Annotated in this window: 14 protein-coding genes; 5 read left to right on the top strand and 9 right to left on the bottom strand. The window is 66.0% G+C overall.

Annotation, left to right across the window (positions count from 1 at the left end; genetic code table 11):
- The coding region (locus NON22_RS10265; protein WP_257386838.1) for a serine hydrolase family protein at nt 1-1,596 on the top strand (1,596 nt) is incomplete at its 5' end.
- Nucleotides 1,583-2,332: a pyridoxine 5'-phosphate synthase gene (locus tag NON22_RS10260; protein ID WP_257386837.1), complete on the top strand. Its 750-nt coding sequence runs from the start codon at nt 1,583-1,585 to the stop codon at nt 2,330-2,332. The genes NON22_RS10265 and NON22_RS10260, both read left to right, overlap by 14 nt.
- A gap of 182 nt (nt 2,333-2,514) precedes the next feature.
- Here the strand turns inward: NON22_RS10260 and NON22_RS10255 are convergent, their stop codons facing one another.
- From NON22_RS10255 to dnaA, 9 genes are all read right to left on the bottom strand, one after another.
- On the bottom strand, nt 2,515-2,913 hold the full coding sequence (locus NON22_RS10255) for an ExbD/TolR family protein (RefSeq protein ID WP_257386836.1): 399 nt from the start codon (nt 2,911-2,913) through the stop codon (nt 2,515-2,517).
- 331 nt (nt 2,914-3,244) lie between these two features.
- A complete protein-coding gene (locus NON22_RS10250; RefSeq protein ID WP_257386835.1) occupies nt 3,245-3,676 on the bottom strand; it encodes an ExbD/TolR family protein in 432 nt (143 codons plus the stop codon).
- A gap of 3 nt (nt 3,677-3,679) precedes the next feature.
- Nucleotides 3,680-4,429 carry a MotA/TolQ/ExbB proton channel family protein gene (locus NON22_RS10245; RefSeq protein ID WP_257386840.1) on the bottom strand — a complete coding sequence of 250 codons (750 nt, stop codon included), beginning with the start codon at nt 4,427-4,429 and terminating at the stop codon, nt 3,680-3,682.
- A 152-nt stretch (nt 4,430-4,581) separates the two neighbouring features.
- Nucleotides 4,582-5,241: an energy transducer TonB gene (locus tag NON22_RS10240; protein ID WP_257386834.1), complete on the bottom strand. Its 660-nt coding sequence runs from the start codon at nt 5,239-5,241 to the stop codon at nt 4,582-4,584.
- A gap of 195 nt (nt 5,242-5,436) precedes the next feature.
- Entirely contained in the window at nt 5,437-6,756 is a 1,320-nt protein-coding gene (locus NON22_RS10235; protein ID WP_257386833.1) for a tetratricopeptide repeat protein, read from the bottom strand.
- 481 nt (nt 6,757-7,237) lie between these two features.
- Complete coding sequence (gene gyrB / locus NON22_RS10230; protein WP_257386832.1) at nt 7,238-9,649, bottom strand: DNA topoisomerase (ATP-hydrolyzing) subunit B; 2,412 nt, start codon at nt 9,647-9,649, stop codon at nt 7,238-7,240.
- A 66-nt stretch (nt 9,650-9,715) separates the two neighbouring features.
- The gene (recF, locus tag NON22_RS10225; RefSeq protein WP_257386831.1) at nt 9,716-10,798 is read right to left on the bottom strand and encodes a DNA replication/repair protein RecF; all 1,083 of its coding nucleotides are present in this window, start codon (nt 10,796-10,798) and stop codon (nt 9,716-9,718) included.
- 87 nt (nt 10,799-10,885) lie between these two features.
- Nucleotides 10,886-11,986 (bottom strand): DNA polymerase III subunit beta, encoded by a 1,101-nt coding sequence (dnaN, locus tag NON22_RS10220; protein ID WP_257386839.1) that lies wholly within the window; start codon nt 11,984-11,986, stop codon nt 10,886-10,888.
- A gap of 217 nt (nt 11,987-12,203) precedes the next feature.
- Nucleotides 12,204-13,556, bottom strand: a complete 1,353-nt coding sequence (dnaA, locus tag NON22_RS10215) for a chromosomal replication initiator protein DnaA (protein ID WP_257386830.1) — start codon at nt 13,554-13,556, stop codon at nt 12,204-12,206.
- A gap of 157 nt (nt 13,557-13,713) precedes the next feature.
- Between dnaA and rpmH the strand changes: the two genes are divergently transcribed.
- The 3 genes from rpmH to yidC all read left to right on the top strand — a co-directional run bounded on the left by rpmH (nt 13,714) and on the right by yidC (nt 16,068).
- Complete coding sequence (gene rpmH / locus NON22_RS10210) at nt 13,714-13,848, top strand: 50S ribosomal protein L34 (RefSeq protein WP_257386829.1); 135 nt, start codon at nt 13,714-13,716, stop codon at nt 13,846-13,848.
- A gap of 20 nt (nt 13,849-13,868) precedes the next feature.
- The gene (rnpA, locus tag NON22_RS10205; RefSeq protein ID WP_257386828.1) at nt 13,869-14,222 is read left to right on the top strand and encodes a ribonuclease P protein component; all 354 of its coding nucleotides are present in this window, start codon (nt 13,869-13,871) and stop codon (nt 14,220-14,222) included.
- A gap of 124 nt (nt 14,223-14,346) precedes the next feature.
- Nucleotides 14,347-16,068 carry a membrane protein insertase YidC gene (yidC, locus tag NON22_RS10200; protein WP_257386827.1) on the top strand — a complete coding sequence of 574 codons (1,722 nt, stop codon included), beginning with the start codon at nt 14,347-14,349 and terminating at the stop codon, nt 16,066-16,068.
- Nucleotides 16,069-16,209: the final 141 nt, after the last annotated feature.

Genomic DNA, 16,209 nt, shown 5'->3' with positions numbered 1-16,209 from the left:
GGCCGCGCGCACGGCGACGGCTTCGCGGCCGCGCTGGCCGAACGCGTGACCGTGCCGCTGCAGCTCACCGCCAGCGGCGTCGGCCGCGTCGGCATCGACACCGGCCGGCGCGACGGCCGCTTGGTGGCCGCGGCGACGGTCGAGACACCGCTGCCGGTTCATCTGCACAGCAGCACGCAGGACCTCGCGCGCCTGCTGCGCGCGATGCTGCGGCCCGGCGATTCGCCGCTGCGCGCGGCCCTGCTGCTGTCGCGCCAGCCGCGCGACGCGCAGCAGCGCTGGGGGCTGGGCTGGCGCGTGCGCAACGTCGAAGTCGACGGCCAGGAGTGGCCGCTGGTCTGGCAGAGCGGCGGCGCCGACGGCCATGCGGTGTTCTTCGGTTTCCGCACCGATCGCCAGCAGGCGCTCGCGCTGGCCGGCAACGCCGACGCGAGCCTGCAACCGCTGGGCCTGGCCGTGCTCGGCGACACGACCTTGCCGCCGTTCCCGACCATGCCGTCGGCGTCGGCGCCGGCCTTCGTCGCCGACGACTACACCGGCCTTTACGAATTTTCGCCGGGCAACCCGCTGCTGATACGCGCCGGCGAGCACGGCCTCGTCGCCCAGGCCAGCGGACGCCTCGGCATGAAGCTGCTGCCGCTGTCACCAGATCTGTTCGCGGTCGAGCGCTCGCCCATACGCCTGTCGTTCCAGCGCGACGCGCGCGGGCAGGTCGATACCCTGCGCTGGTCGGAGAACGGCGTGATCGTGCCGGTGCCGCGGCTGAGCCGCCGCGCGCCGAACCTCGCGCGTGCCGAAGTCGCGCTCGCGGCGGACAAGCTCGCCGGCTACTGCGGCGACTACGCCGTCGACGGCGACGTACTCGCGCGGCTGACCTGCGGCGACCGGATCGCCCTGCAATTCAGCGGCAGCGCCGCGCGCGAGGTGTATGCCTATGCCGAGGACCGCTTTGCGAGCCGCGACGGCGATCTCGAGCTCGTCGCACACCGCGACGGCGATGGCCGCGTGCGCGCGCTGAGCCTGATCCTGTTCGGCAGCGAGACCGAACTGCCGCGGGCACGCTGGATGCCGCTGCCGGCGTCGCTCGTCGCGACGCTCGAGCACGAACGCGACCTGCATGCGCAGGAAAAAGCCGCGGCAGCGGCGCAAGCACGCCGCGCGGGTGCGACATCGGCCGCGTCGGCGACAGCGGCGGCGACGGTCGTCGCGCCCTGGAACCTCGGCCTGCGGTTCGCGCCGCCGCCGGTGGCGGCCTATCGGGCGCCGGGCGTATCGCCATCGGCGCCGGCTGCCGTCGCTGCACCGGCGGCGTCCGGTTCCGTTTCCGCGTCGCGGCCGCCAGCCATGCCGGTCGCGCCGCCACCGGCCACACCCGTGACCGCCACACGATCCGCCGGCGCGCCCGCCTCGACCGCATCGCCTGCCGCGACGGCGCGCTCGACGACCGCGCCGAAAGTCCAGGCCGCGCCGCCGAAACCGCCGGCGCGCGTGGAGCCATTGCCGGAAAAATTCGAGCGGCCACGCTTCGCGCCGCCGCGCAGCGACGAGAAGATTCGCGACGAACCCAGCAAGGAGGCCGCCGATGACGGTGCTTAGCGTCAACTTGAACAAGATCGCCGTGCTGCGGAATTCGCGCGGCGAGGATGAGCCGGACATCGGCCGCGCCTGCGACTGCGTCATCGAGGCGGGCGCCGGCGGCGTCACCGTGCATCCGCGCCCGGACCAGCGCCACATACGCCCCGGCGACGTGCGCGCGCTGAGCGCGCGGATCGCGCGCCGCGTCGAGTTCAACATCGAAGGCAATGCGTTCGCCCCGGCGCGCGGCGGCTATCCGGGCCTCGTCGCGCTGGTCCGCGAGGTGAGGCCCGAGCAGGTCACCCTGGTCCCCGACAGCGACGCGCAGATCACGTCCGACCACGGCTTCGACCTGGCCGCCGCGGCCGCGAGCCTGCGTCCGATCGTCGCCGAGCTGCGCGAACTCGGCGCGCGCGTCAGCCTGTTCGTCGACGCCGGCGACACGCGCATGGATCAGGCGGCAGCGATCGGCGCCGACCGCGTGGAGATCTACACCGGACCCTTCGCGAAGGCGTTCGCGGCCGGCGACGTCAGCGCCGAACTCGCGCGCTGCGTCGCGACGGCGCGGGCCGCGCAGGCGGCCGGCCTCGGCGTCAACGCCGGGCACGATCTGAGTCAGGCCAACCTGGGCTGTCTCGTCGAGGCGATTCCATTCCTGGCCGAGGTCTCGATCGGCCACGCGCTGATCGGCGAGGCACTGTACGACGGCCTCGCGGCTACCGTGCGCAACTATCGGCGCATACTCGGCGACGGCTGATTTTTGGTATTTGTTACTTTCCGGCAATGTGGGAGTCGTTGCTTCACCCGACGTTCCGGGCGGAGCAGCCTCCGTCGTCGCGGAATCCGCGCGGGCTCCCGGCACCACCGCTCACGGACGGTCTCGACGATCCGGCGGCTGCAACAGCACGACGCCGCTGCAGCCGCTGAATCCGCTGCCGCTCAGCGCGGCGTTTCGATCGAAATGCCGTCCATGCCGGCCTGACGCGCCAGCGCGAGTACGTCGATGAGGTTCTGGTGCGTGGTCGCCTTGTCCGGATGCAGCTGCAGCACGGGCTTGTTCTCGCCCTGGCCGGCCCAGCTCAGCAGCTGCGCTTCGAGTTCGACGCGGCTCAGCGCCGCATCGTTGTAGATCACCTGTCCGTCCGCGGCGATGCGCAGATCAACCGTGCGCTGCGTCGCGATGCCCGTACGGCCGCCGAGCGGCAGCGGGATCTTGTTGGTCAACAACGGCGCCGAGATCATGAAGATCAGCAGCAGCGCCAGCATCACGTCGATCAGCGGCGTGATGTTGATCTCGGCCAGCGGCCGTTCGGTGGAGCGCACGGACAGAGCGGACATGCGGGTACTCCGGCTACGCCAAGGGTTGGCGGGTCCAGAATACCGTTGCGGCGGGTCTTGCCTAGCCGTTGGTCATGGAAGGGTGTTGCGGGGAATCGTGAATTCACCGAAATGCTGAGCCCCGTAGCCATCCAACGGCCGCACCCCGGCCATTTCAGGTCGCGGTACTGCGACGTTTGCCTGAGCCGTTCTTCGCCGGGCGCCATGGGAATCGGCACCGGCAATCCGGCGGGCATCTGCATGGTCCAGAAAGAAAGGCGCCCCGGTTTCCCGAGGCGCCTTATCCGGCTCGCACCGGCAGGGTAGCGTTGGCGAGCTTGCGTTTACTGCATTACTGCTGGCCGCGTGGACCCGGCGTCGTCACGAAGCCGATCTTGACCATGCCCTGGTTCTTCGCGTCGGCCATCACCTTCGCCACGATTTCGTAGCGGGTGTTCTTTTCGGCGCGAATCTGCAGTTCCGGCTGCACCGTCTTCTGAGCGCTGACGGCGAGCTGGGCCTTGAGTTCCAGGTCGCTGATCTGGCTGTCGTTCCAGTACAGCGTGCCATCTTCCTTGATGGCCAGGTCGATCGGTTCCGGCGGAGGCTCGGGGTTCGTCACAATCGAGGCCTGCGGCAGGTCGATACGAATGCGGTGCTGCATCATCGGTGCCGTGATCATGAAGATGATCAGCAGCACCAGCATCACGTCGACGAGCGGCGTGACGTTGATTTCGGCCATCGGCGCACCGCCGCTGCCGCCGCCACCTGAGCTGAATGCCATGGCTTACTTCCTCGCGGCAGGCGCCGCCGGAGCCGCAGTGCGAGCCGGTGCGGGAGCACCCGCTTCGACGCGCGAACCGGTAGCGAAGAAATCGTGCAGGTCGTGGGCGAACTCGTCGAAGCGCGCCAGGATCACGCGGTTGGAGCGCACGAAGAAGTTGTACGCGAGCACCGCCGGGATCGCGACGAACAGACCGAACGCGGTCATGATCAGCGCTTCGCCGACCGGGCCGGCCACCGCGGACATCGAGGCGTCGCCCGAAGCCGAGATGCGGATCAGCGCGTGGTAGATGCCCCACACCGTACCGAGCAGACCGACGAACGGACCGGTCGAACCCACCGTCGCGAGCACGGTCAGACCGCCTTCGAGACGGCCGCTTTCGCGGGCCACGGCCTGGCGCAGCGCACGGTCGATGAACTCCGAGCGGTTCAGCGCCTCGACGAGGCGGCTGCCTTCGTGACGCTGGTGGTGAGCCGCGGCCGACGCGCAGTCCAGCGCGATCTTCGAGAACGGCTCGGAAGCCGGCTGCTCTTCCATGAAGCGGATCGCTTCCTGAGCCGACGGCGTTTCCCAGAACGTGCGCATGATCGAGTTCATGCGGCTGCGGATCGCCGTGTTGCGGATCAGGTTCAGCACGATCCAGTAGATCGACATGATCGAGAACAGGCACAGCGTCACGAAGACGATCGCGCCGACCAGGTCGAAGTTCGGGTTCGCCGGGTTGTAGTTCTGGATCAGGTGGCTGAAGCCCATTTCCTTCAGGGCTGCGGCGTTGCTGTTGGTGCCGAGGCCGAGGGTCGGCGCAGCGGCAGCCGCTGCGTCAGCCGCCGGAGGAACGGACCCCGCCGGGGTCGAGGTGTCTTGAAACATGACGCTACCCTTGAATTGAGTGATACGGGTGGAAGTTACAGTTCGTTGAGGCTGAAGCGGAACGGAACCAGTGCCCAGCCCTCAACCGCAGCACCGTTTTTCTGACCCGGATTGAACACCCAAGTCTGCGCGGCATCAATCGCCGCACGATCCAGTTCGCGGAATCCGGACGATTTCTCGACCTGGATATCCTTGGGCTTGCCGTCCACGCCGACGAGCACGCGCAGCACGACTTCGCCTTCATGGCGCTGACGTACGGCCTGCGGCGGGTAGCGCGGCGGACGAGCCTTGCGATAGCTGATGTTTTCGCTCGGCGCGATGTCGGCCGGAGGGGCCGGCGGCGCCGGGGGAGCCGGCGGCGGCGCCGGCACTGCCATGGGCGAGGCTTCCTCGACCACGACGGCCGGCGGCGGCTCCGGTGGCGGAGTCGGCGGCGGCTTGACCTTTTCGACGATCTTCGGAGGCGGCTTCTTCGGCGGCTCCGGCGGCGGGGGCGGCGGCGGCGGCGGCGGCGGCGGGGGCTCGACGAATTCGACCGAAACGATGGTCTCCTTCTTCTTCTCCTTCGCCTGCGGCGGCGCCACCGGCGCAATCATCATGATGAAAGCGAGTCCATGCACGGCCATGGCGGCGGCCAGCGCTGAGGTGCGCCTCCAACTGTACGTTTCGCGCTGGTCTTCTGTCGTCAACGCCATTTGCTTTTGAACCAAAGTTCGCTGTGTGTGGATCTGAGGGCTTGTGGCAGTGGGCACCGCGCCGCTTTAGGCGGCGGGGGCTGGCACCGTACACGAGGCCAACTCGACGCTCAAGGTCGTAGTCGAGATGGCTATATTAACCCGGCCTGAAGGTTTCCGAATACCGCGCGATTATTGCGAGGAGTGCGGAATGACTTACTTTTTCTTCGGCGCGCCTCCGCCCTTGATCATCTTGAGCCACGTACCGGCCATCTGGCGGGTTTCTTCGTAGCCCTGCGCCTTTTCCATGGCAGCGATGGCGGCACTCTTGTTGCCGAGTTCGTTCTCGGCGTTGCCGAGCAGCACATAAGCCGCGCCCTGGCGCTTGACGCCGCGCGACAGCGCCTTGGTCAGGGATTCCTTCGCGGGAGCCCACTGTTGATTGTTGATCTGGAGCTGGCCGCGCAGCAGGTCGGCTTCGCCGTCCTTGGCCAGCGGCGAGGCCTTGCCGTAGGCGTCGATGGCCTTGGGCTCGTTCTCGGCCAGCGCATAGGAATCGCCGAGCAGCTTGTACATCTCGTAGCTCGGCTGGATCGCGCCCTTCTGGAAGCCCTCTTCCAGCAGCGCGGCGCCCTCTGCCGGCTTTTCGGCCTGGCCGTAGAGCTGGGCCAGCAGCTTGTAATCGTCGGCGGTGGTGATCAGACCACGACCCTTCGCATCGCTCAGCAGCTTCAGCGCCTTGTCGTTCTTGTCGTCGTTGACGTAGATCGAGGCGAGCTGCTGGATCAGCTTCTTGTCGTTCGGATTCTTGGCGAGCTGTTCTTCGGACAGCTTGGCCGCTTCGCCGTACTGGTTCAGCTCGAAGTAGCTGGCCATCAGGATCTGGTTCCAGCTCTCCTGCGGCTTGTCGCTGGCCGCGATGGCGAGCTTCATCGCGTCGATCGCGTCCTGGAACTTGTCCGCGCGGTACAGCGCGTTGGCCTTGACGGCGAGCGCCTCCGGCTTCTTGTCGCCGCTGAGCTCGATGTACTGGTCGACGGTCTTGGCCGCGTCGGCGTATTGCTCTTCCTGCAGCTGGAACTGCGCCAGCGTGTAGATCGCCGGGAACTGGTTGGAATTCGGCAGCGCGTCGAGAGCGATCGCTTCCTTGAGGTCGGCGATGGCACCGGCGCCGTCTTCCTTTTCCCACTTCGCGTTGGAGCGCAGGTACAGCGAGAAGGCCTTAGCGTAAGGTGTCAGTTTCTTGTCAGCCAGCACTTCGTCGATGAGGTTCAGCGCCTTGTCGGTGTCGCCGTCGGACGCTGCTTCCTGCGCCTTGTTCAGCTTGGTGCCGAGTGCGCCCGGCATGTCCGTCTTCGGATCGTTGCGCTTGGCGTTCGGGTACGCGTTCTCGGTCTGCTTGCTGCTGCTGCGGCTCGAGCGCTGCTGCTCGCTGTTGCGTTCACCCGGAATGCGCGACGCGGAAGCGACGCCGGCCGCGAGCAGCGTGGCTGCACCGAGACAAAGGACAAGCTTCTTGACGGTGGGAGCATGCATGGATGTGGCGCCTCGGCTGGTTTTTCGCAGCTTGCGGTTCAGGCAAGCGGTAAAGGGGTCGCAGAGGTTAATCCGCGACTGTGCAAACTACAAGCACACGACTTTGCTCGTTCGTTATCGCGGCGTTAAAAAGAAACCTAGATATTCCAGCCGCTTGCAACGAGTTGTTACAGCGCGCTCTGGCGCGCGGCGAGTCGCCGGAAACCCGGCTGATTTACGGGGTTTTTCGTAGTACGGGTGTTTTTTTTTACTTGGCCACTCGGCTCGATTTCCAAATGGGTAAATAGGGAATCGGCGGGGTTGCCGGATGCGGGTTGCGGCCGCGCCGGATCCGTAAATTTCGCCGCGGATTTGCGCAGCCCGGCGTCGCCGGGAAATCGTCTGCCGGCCGCTCGGAGCCGGCATCGAAGGCAGCTTCGCGCAGCGCAGGTGAATACCGCATGGATGCACGGCGGCCGTGGCGGCCGCCGTGGCGCGAACGTCAGACGTCGAGATTGGCCACGCGCAGCGCGTTGGACTCGATGAACTCGCGGCGCGGCTCGACCACGTCGCCCATCAGGGTCGAGAAGATCTGGTCGGCGGCGACCGCGTCCTCGATGCTGACCTGCAGCAGGCGGCGCGTTTCCGGATTGACCGTGGTTTCCCAGAGCTGGTCCGGATTCATTTCGCCGAGGCCCTTGAAGCGCTGGATCGTGCGCCCTTTCTTGGCCTCGTCCATGAGCCAGGTGCGTGCCCGGGCGAATGACTCGACGACTGCGACCGAGTTGCCGCGGCGGATTTCCGCGCCGGGCTGGATCAGATCCGCGAGATGGCGCGCGACGTCGAGTATCGGCTTCATCTCGGTGCTCGCGATGAAGCTGGCCGGCAGGATCTGGGTATGCGTCAGACCGTGCTGGCTGCGCTCGACGACGAGAGCGGCCGGATGATCCGGCGTCGCCGTCTGCACCCGCAGGCGGTACTGGGCGCGGCCGAGGCCGACATCGTTGAGTCGCCCGGTCACGCGTGCGAGCCAGGCAGCCGTCGCCTGTTCGTCGTTCCAGATGCTCTCGTCCAGCGGCGGCAGCTCGAGCATGGCCGTCAGCAGGTTCGCGTCGCAGCGATGGCTCAGGCGGTCGATCTGGTCCAGCGCGGATTGGTACTCGGCGAGCAGCTTTTCGAGCGCGACGCCGCTGATCGGAGGCGCCTCGGTGTTGTAGCGCAGCTCGGCCTGGTCCACGGCGTTGCCGATCAGGTACTGGTTCAGCGCGTTGTCGTCTTTCAGGTAGAGCTCGGTCTTGCCCTGCTTGAGCTTGTACAGCGGCGGCAGGCCGATGTAGACGTAGCCGCGCTCGATCAGCTCAGGCATCTGCCGATAGAAGAACGTCAGCAGCAGGGTGCGGATGTGCGAACCGTCCACGTCCGCGTCGGTCATGATGATGATGCGGTGGTAGCGCAGCTTGTCCGGGTTGTACTCGTCCTTGCCGATGCCGCAGCCCAGCGCCGTGATCAGGGTGCCGACCTCGGCAGACGACAGCATTTTGTCGAAACGCGCGCGCTCGACATTGAGGATCTTGCCCTTGAGCGGCAGGATGGCCTGGGTCTTGCGGTTGCGGCCCTGCTTGGCCGAGCCGCCGGCGGAGTCGCCCTCGACGATGAACAGCTCGGACAGTGCCGGATCCTTTTCCTGGCAGTCGGCGAGCTTGCCCGGCAGGCCGGCGATGTCCAGCGCACCCTTGCGCCGCGTCATTTCGCGCGCCTTGCGCGCCGCTTCGCGGGCGCGCGCGGCGTCGACGACCTTGCTCGCGATCGCACGCGCTTCGGCCGGATTCTCGAGCAGGAATTCCTCGAGCTTGGCGTTGACCACTTGCTCGACGATGCCCTTGACCTCGGACGAGACGAGCTTGTCCTTGGTTTGCGACGAGAACTTCGGATCCGGCACCTTTACCGACAGCACGGCGATCATGCCTTCGCGCATGTCGTCGCCGGCCAGCGCGACCTTGGCGTTCTTGCCGATGCCCGAGTTCTCGATGTAGTTGCTGATGCAGCGCGTGAGCGCCGCGCGGAAGCCGGTCAGGTGAGTGCCGCCGTCACGCTGCGGAATGTTGTTCGTGAAGCAGAAGCAGGTTTCCTGGTACGCGTCGGTCCACTGCAGCGCCGCTTCGACGGTGATGCCGTCCTGCTGCGCATTGAAGGTCACGACATTTGCGTGCAGCGGCGTCTTGAGCTGGGCCAGGTGCTGGACGAAGGATCTGATGCCGCCTTCGTACTGGAACACGTCGTGCTTGTCGTGGCGCTCGTCGATGATCTCGATCTTGACGCCGGAATTCAGGAACGACAGTTCGCGCAGGCGCTTGGCCAGGATGTCGTAGTGGAACTCGATGTTGCTGAAGGTCTGGGTGCTCGGCAGGAAGCGCACGGTCGTTCCGCGCCGCGTCGAGACCGCGGCCTGTTTCAGCGGATAGAGCGGTTCGCCGTGGGTGTATTCCTGGACGAACTCGTGACCGTCGCGATAGATGTTGAGCCAGAGATGCTCGGACAGCGCGTTGACGACCGAGACGCCGACGCCGTGCAGGCCGCCGGAAACCTTGTAGGAGTTGTCGTCGAACTTGCCGCCGGCATGCAGCACGGTCATGACGACTTCGGCCGTCGACCTGCCCTCTTCCGGATGGATGCCGACCGGAATGCCGCGGCCGTTGTCGGCGACGCTGACCGAACCGTCATGGTGAATCGTGACGATGACGTGGTCGCAGTAGCCGGCCAGGGCCTCGTCGATGGCGTTGTCGACGACTTCGAAGACCATGTGATGCAGGCCGGTCCCGTCGTCGGTATCGCCGATGTACATGCCGGGGCGCTTGCGCACCGCTTCCAGGCCCTTGAGGACTTTGATGTTGCTGTCGTCGTACTGATTGCTCATGCATCTCGCCAGACGAGGCCGCTCCCGCAAGCGGGCACGGCGATGGGTAAACGGAAGGATGTGGAATTATAGCAGTGTCGTGACCGCGCCTTGTTCCACGTGGAACATCGTGTGGAACCGACGGCGCAGGACAGGAGCGGGTAGCGCCGCCGTTCCCGTGATCAGCACTTGGGCTTCGATGCTGTCCAGCCATTCGAGTACGCGAGTCTGATGACCCACGTCGAGCTCGGATGCGAGGTCGTCGAGGCAGACGATAGGCCACTCACCGGTCTGGCGATGGAACAGCTCAGCTTGCGCCAGCAGGCAGACCAGCGCCGACAGCTTTTCCTGCCCGCGCGACAGGTGCTCGCGCTCGGGTGCCGCGACGAAGCTGATCCGCCAATCGCCGCGGTGCGGACCTACGCTCGTATGGCCCCGCTCCCGATCACGCTCGCGACGCTGAGTGAGTGCGTCGATCAACGTCAGCCCAACGGTCCAGCCGCGCTGGTATGCCAGGCTCGGCATTCCGAGCTCAGGTATGAAAATCGCCGACAGTTCCTCGACCACGGGTTCGACCTGTTCGAGATAGCTGCGGCGCCATCCGTCGATGGCCAGTCCGGACTTAGCGAGTTCCAGGTCCCAGGCTTCGAGATCCCGCTCAGCGCCCCCGCCGCCACGCAACAGCACATTGCGTTGCTTCAGCGCGCGCCGGTAACGCCGCACCTGTTCGGCGAACTCCGGTTCCACGTGGAACAATGCCCAATCGACGTAGTGTCGACGCTCCTCTGCCCCCCCCGAAATCAGCGCGTGCGAGCCGGGCTCGAAGCAGACGACGGCTACCTCGCGCAGCAGCTCAGCCAGTGACTGGATCTCCGCGCCGTCCACTCGGGCAGCCCAGTCGCCCCGGCGACGGGACAGGCCAAGCCGCCGCGTCCGGCCGCGGCGATCGACAACGGCAAAGACATCGAGCGACTCGCAACCGAACCGGATCAGACTTTCGCGTTTGACCGGCCGGAACGAGCGACCGTGCGACAGCATGTAGGCGGCTTCGAGTATCGACGTCTTGCCGGCACCGTTTTCCCCGACGAACTCACTGACGCCAGGCCGCAGCGCGATCCCCGCCTGCGCGACGTTGCGCACGTTGGTCAACCGAAGCTCAACCAGCTGCATGACCTGTCCGCCCGCTCGTCCATCAAAAAAAAAACCTGCGGCACCGTCGCGCCGCAGGCTTTGTTCACCCCGCCTCTGTCGCGCCGGTCAAAGACGCAGCGGCATGACCACGTGACGCGACTCGTCGGAATCCACGGCCTTGATCAGGCAGCTCGACTGCCCATCGCGCAGACAGACGACGACGTTTTCGCCCGTCAGCGCGCCCAGCGCATCGAGCAGGTAATTCACGTTGAAGCCGACGCTCAGATCGCCGACCGTCGTATCGGCCTCGAGCTCTTCATGCGCCTCCTCCTGCTCCGGGTTGTGCGCAACGATGCCGAGGCGTCCCGGACTGACGTCGAGCTTCACGCCACGGTATTTCTCGTTCGACAGGATCGCCGCGCGCTGCAGAGCCGTACGCAAGGTCTCACGACCGATGCGAACTTCCTTGTCGGCGCCGATCGGAATGACGGCTTCGTAATCCGGGAAGCGGCCGTCGATGAGCTTGGACGTGAACTGCACGTCGCCGCGGCGCACGCGCAGGTGGTTCTTACCAAACTCGAGGCTCACGACACCGTCCCCGCTCTCGAACAACCCTTGCAGCTCGAGCACACCCTTGCGCGGAATGATGATCTGGCGACGCTGCAAAACCTTCGCTTGCACGACGGTTTCGGCCAGTGCAAGACGATGGCCGTCAGTGGCAACGCAACGCAGCGCGTCCTCGCGCAGATCCACGAGCATGCCGTTCAAGTAATAACGCACGTCCTGATGGGCCATCGCGAAGGCCGTGCGATCCATTAGGTTCTTCAACGTCGCTTCGGGCAGCTCGACCTTGTCGACCGTCTCTATGCTTTCGATGACCGGGAATTCACTGGCCGGCAAGGTCGCCAAGGTGAAGCGGCTGCGCCCCGCGTTGACGACGACACGGTCGCCGTTCAGACGCACATCGATGTTCGCGCCGTCCGGCAATGCACGGCAGATGTCGAACAGCTTGCGCGCCGGAATCGTGATCTCGCCGGCTTCGATGCCACCCGCAGCGACCGCAGCGACCATCTCGACTTCCAGATCGGTACCCGTGAACGACACACGACCGTCGGAAACGTTCACCAGCAGGTTGGCCAGCACCGGCAGCGTCTGCCGTCGCTCCACCACGCCGACGACTTGTTGCAGAGGCTTGAGCAGAGCTTCGCGTTGGAGACTGAATCGCATGATCAGGGATTCCCAGGGTTCGCTAACGAACGCTTTTGTTCTTTTAGGAAGATTACGGTAGTTGAAGCAACGCGAAAAACTGGGGATTACCCCGAATTTCACTTAAAAATCAAAAACCTGCCGAAACTCAAACCTGCGGGATTCGCGGGCTGGGGCTTGTCGACGAACTGTGGATAACTTCGTTCCCCAGCTCTGCCCCCTGTTTATCCACAGGCAATCACCCGGTCAAGATCCGCACCAGCTTTTCGTAGTCCTGGCGCAGCTTTCCGTCGGTTTCGGTGAGCTCGCGTATGGTCCGGCACGCATGCAGCACGGTCGTATGGTCGCGACCGCCGAAGGCTTCGCCGATCTCGGGCAGGCTGTGCTCGGTCAACTCCTTAGACAGCGCCATCGCGACCTGGCGTGGGCGTGCCAGCGAGCGCGAGCGGCGCTTGGACAGCAAATCCTGCAGGCGCAGCTGATAGAAGTCGGCCACGGTCTTCTGGATGTTCGGCACCGTGATCGCCTGGGCATGCACGGTCAGCAGGTCGCGCAAGGTCTCCTGGGCGAACTCCAGCGTGATCGCGCGGCCGAGGAAGTTCGCGCGAGCCGCCAGGGTGTTCAGCGCGCCCTCGAGGTCGCGCACGTTGGAGCGCATGCGCTTGGCCACGAGCAGCGCGACCTCCTCCGGCAGGTTCATGCCCTTGGACTGGGCCTTGGACAGCAGGATCGCCGCGCGCGTCTCGAAGTCGGGCGGCTCGATCGCGACCGACAGCCCCCAGCCCAGGCGCGACTTCAGCCGCGGCTCGAGGTTCTCGACCTCCTTGGGATAGCGGTCGCAGGTCAGGATGATCTGCTGCTTGCCCTCGAACAGCGCGTTGAAAGTATGGAAGAACTCTTCCTGGGTCGTGTTCTTGCCGGCGAAGAACTGGATGTCGTCGATCAGCAGCGCATCGACCTCGCGGAAGCGACGCTTGAACTCGTCCATGTTCTTGTTGCGCAGCGCGTCGATCATCGCGGACACGAACTGCTCGGAACGCAGGTACATGACCTTGGTCCGTGGGTTGTTCTCGCGGATCAGGTTGCCGGCCGCATGCATCAGATGCGTCTTGCCCAGGCCGGTGCCGCCGTACAGCAGCAGCGGGTTGTAGGCGCGGCCCGGATTCGTCGCGACCTGGATGGCCGCAGCCTTGCCGAGCTGGTTCGACTTGCCTTCGACGAAGCTGTCGAAGGTGTAGTTCGGATCGAGGTTGCCGTCGAACTCCACCGCGGCCGGCGCGGTTTCGACGATGGCTGCGACTGCTGCGCCGTTGCGCGGCGCCGCGGCTCGCGGCGCCGTCGCGCGGCGCGCATTCAGGGTACCGACTTCGAGTCGTACCGGTATGGTCCGGCCGGACAGGTGCGCGAGAATCGCCCGGATGCGCGGCAGGAACTCCTGCTCGATGCGTTCCAGCGTGTACGCGTTCGGTGCGAGCAAACGCAGCCCGTCATCGCCCTCCGCCGGCTGCAGCGGCTTCAGGTAGGTGTGGATGTCTTCAGCGCCGAACTCGCCTTCGAGGCGTTCCAGACAGCGCCGCCAGAGTTCGCTCATTACTTCCTCGTCGACGGGCGGGGGTGCCGGGGCTGCCCGGCAGGGCGCGGAAGTCTACGCCGACGCTGGTTTTTCCGCCACGCGCGGCTTGACACTGCCGCCTGCGCGCCGCTAATCTCCCGCCCCTTTTCTCACCCTTCCGACCGGAGACGACGCCATGAAGCGTACGTATCAGCCCAGCCGCATCAAGCGCGCCCGCGATCATGGCTTCCGCGCCCGCATGAAGACCAAGAACGGCCGCAAGATCATCAACGCTCGCCGCGCCAAGGGCCGCAAGCGCCTGGCCGTCTGAATCACGCCACGCGCGGCGAGATGGGAGCATTCCGCTTCCCGCGCGCCGCGCGGATGCTCAAGCCGGGCGACTTCGCCCGGTTGCGCGGGGCTAGCCGACGCGTCGGCAGCCGCTACTTCAGCGCCGAATACCGCATTACCGACGACACCGCCGCCCGAATCGGGCTCGCGGTGTCTCGTCGCGTCTCGAAACTGGCGGTACAGCGCAATCGCCTCAAGCGTCTGGTCCGCGAGAGCTTCCGTCGGCACCGCTCGGCGTTGGCGCCGCTCGACGTGCTGGTCATCGCACGCAGTGCCGCCGTCGTCGTGCCAGGCCGCGAACTGCTGGCTGACCTCGATCTGCTCTGGAGCAAATTGCCGCGCGCGCAGCGTTGAAGCCGCAACAGCCGCCCGGCACAATGCGCGGTCGACCCGCGGCCAGCGGCCGCCCGTCTTGATCCGCCTTCGTTTCGTCCCCATCCGCGTCGGGCCCCGGCCCGCGCCAGCCCTTGCCTAGCCCATGAATAATCCGCGTTCCATCCTGTTGATCGCCCTGCTGCTGGTGTCGTATCTGGTCTGGAACCAGTGGCAGCAGGACTACGCGCGGCCGGCCGCCGCAACCGGCACAGAAACGCCGGCCGTCGCCGACGGTTCCGCTGCACTGGGTTCGACGACCGCGGCCGGCAGCGAAGTGCCGAATGCGAATGCGAGCGCGGCAACGAGCGAAACGCCCGCCGCCGCCGTTCCCGGCGCGACGGCCGAGAACAAGGGAGAGCTCGTCGAAGTCAGCAACGACGTGCTCAAGCTCTGGATCGACACGCGCGGCGCGAGCATCGTGCGCGCCGACCTGCTCGCCTATCCGCAGCAGCCCAAGGACTACGCGAATCCGGTCCGCCTGCTCGACGACGGCGCCGATCACTATTTCGTGGCGCAGTCCGGCCTGGCCAGCGCCGCCGATTCGACCAAAGCCGCCAGCCATCAGGACCTGTTCGCGGCGGAACAAAAGAGCTACGCGCTGGCCGCCGGCGAGAACAAGCTCGAAGTTCCGCTGACCTGGACCGACGCCGCGAGCGGCCTGACCGTGCGCAAGGTGTTCGTGCTCGAACGCGGCAGCTACGTGCTCGGCACACGCCAGGAAATCAAGAACGACGGCACGGCGGCCTGGCGCGGCAATGCCTATCGCCAGCTGCAGCGCGTGATTCCGCCGGCAGTGGCCAAGAAAGGCTTCTTCAGCTCGATCACGAATCCGCAGACCTACAGCTTCACCGGCGCGGCCTGGTACTCGCCCGAAGACAAGTTCCAGAAGATCGCGTTCGACAAGTTTCTCAAGACGCCGCTGCAGAACCGTGCCGTGACCGGTGGCTGGGTCGCGATGCTGCAGCACTACTTCTTCGCCGCCTGGCTGCCGCCGTCGAACTCGGCCGAGACCTACACGACCGAAGTCCGCGACGGCGCGCATGCGCGCTTCACGATCCGCGCGATGGGACCGGGACTGAATGTGCCGCCCGGCGGCAGCGCGACCAGCGAGGCGCGTCTCTACGTCGGTCCCAAGCTGCAGTCCACCTTGAATGACGTCGCGCCGGGCCTCGCGCTGACGATCGACTACGGCGTGCTGACCTTCATCTCCGAGCCGCTGCACTGGGTGCTCGCCAAGTTCTACGCACTGACCGGCAACTGGGGCTTCGCGATCATCCTGCTCGTGCTGCTGATCAAGGCGCTGTTCTTCAAGCTCAGCGAAGCGCAGTACCGCTCCATGGCCAAGATGCGCAAGCTGCAGCCGCGCATCCAGGCGCTCAAGGACCGCTACGGCGACGATCGCCAGAAGCTCGGCCAGGCACAGATGGAGCTGTTCCAGAAGGAGAAGATCAACCCGCTCGGCAGCTGCCTGCCGATGCTGGTGCAGATCCCGGTGTTCTTCGCGCTGTACTGGGTGCTCGTCGAGAGCGTCGAACTGCGCCAGGCGCCGTTCATTCTGTGGATCCAGAACCTGACCGCGCCGGACCCGTACTTCGTGCTGCCGGTGCTCAATGCGGCGACGATGATCGCGACCCAGTACCTCACGCCGACGACCGGCATGGACCCGGTGCAAGCGCGCATGATGAAGATCATGCCGGTGGTGTTCTCGGTGCTGTTCGCGTTCTTCCCGGCCGGCCTCGTGCTGTACTGGACCGTCAACGGCATGACCTCGCTGCTGCAGCAGTGGATCATCACGCGCCGCATCGAAGCCGCCGACAAGGCCTGAATTCGCAACGGCGGGCGGACCCGGGGGCCGTCCGCCGCGTCCGCTCGCGGCCCCGCCGCCGCATCGCTATCGCAGGTCCGCCATGACCGCCGCCGCCGAAACCATCGCCGCGATCGCGACCGCGCCGGGCGCCGGCGGCAT

Origin of the sequence: Tahibacter caeni (genome assembly GCF_024609805.1) — a bacterium.
Lineage (GTDB): Bacteria > Pseudomonadota > Gammaproteobacteria > Xanthomonadales > Rhodanobacteraceae > Tahibacter > Tahibacter caeni.
The sequence above is the reverse complement of the archived record's forward strand: the minus strand, read 5'-3'. Positions and strand labels throughout refer to the sequence as shown.

What these genes read in the sequence shown, in the direction of transcription:
- NON22_RS10260 (WP_257386837.1), top strand. Translation starts at nt 1,583, where the DNA reads ATGACGGTGCTTAGCGTCAACTTGAACAAGATCGCCGTGCTGCGGAAT.
- NON22_RS10255 (WP_257386836.1), bottom strand. Translation starts at nt 2,913, where the DNA reads ATGTCCGCTCTGTCCGTGCGCTCCACCGAACGGCCGCTGGCCGAGATC.
- NON22_RS10250 (WP_257386835.1), bottom strand. Translation starts at nt 3,676, where the DNA reads ATGGCATTCAGCTCAGGTGGCGGCGGCAGCGGCGGTGCGCCGATGGCC.
- NON22_RS10245 (WP_257386840.1), bottom strand. Translation starts at nt 4,429, where the DNA reads ATGGGCTTCAGCCACCTGATCCAGAACTACAACCCGGCGAACCCGAAC.
- NON22_RS10240 (WP_257386834.1), bottom strand. Translation starts at nt 5,241, where the DNA reads ATGGCGTTGACGACAGAAGACCAGCGCGAAACGTACAGTTGGAGGCGC.
- NON22_RS10235 (WP_257386833.1), bottom strand. Translation starts at nt 6,756, where the DNA reads ATGCATGCTCCCACCGTCAAGAAGCTTGTCCTTTGTCTCGGTGCAGCC.
- gyrB (WP_257386832.1), bottom strand. Translation starts at nt 9,649, where the DNA reads ATGAGCAATCAGTACGACGACAGCAACATCAAAGTCCTCAAGGGCCTG.
- recF (WP_257386831.1), bottom strand. Translation starts at nt 10,798, where the DNA reads ATGCAGCTGGTTGAGCTTCGGTTGACCAACGTGCGCAACGTCGCGCAG.
- dnaN (WP_257386839.1), bottom strand. Translation starts at nt 11,986, where the DNA reads ATGCGATTCAGTCTCCAACGCGAAGCTCTGCTCAAGCCTCTGCAACAA.
- dnaA (WP_257386830.1), bottom strand. Translation starts at nt 13,556, where the DNA reads ATGAGCGAACTCTGGCGGCGCTGTCTGGAACGCCTCGAAGGCGAGTTC.
- rpmH (WP_257386829.1), top strand. Translation starts at nt 13,714, where the DNA reads ATGAAGCGTACGTATCAGCCCAGCCGCATCAAGCGCGCCCGCGATCAT.
- rnpA (WP_257386828.1), top strand. Translation starts at nt 13,869, where the DNA reads ATGGGAGCATTCCGCTTCCCGCGCGCCGCGCGGATGCTCAAGCCGGGC.
- yidC (WP_257386827.1), top strand. Translation starts at nt 14,347, where the DNA reads ATGAATAATCCGCGTTCCATCCTGTTGATCGCCCTGCTGCTGGTGTCG.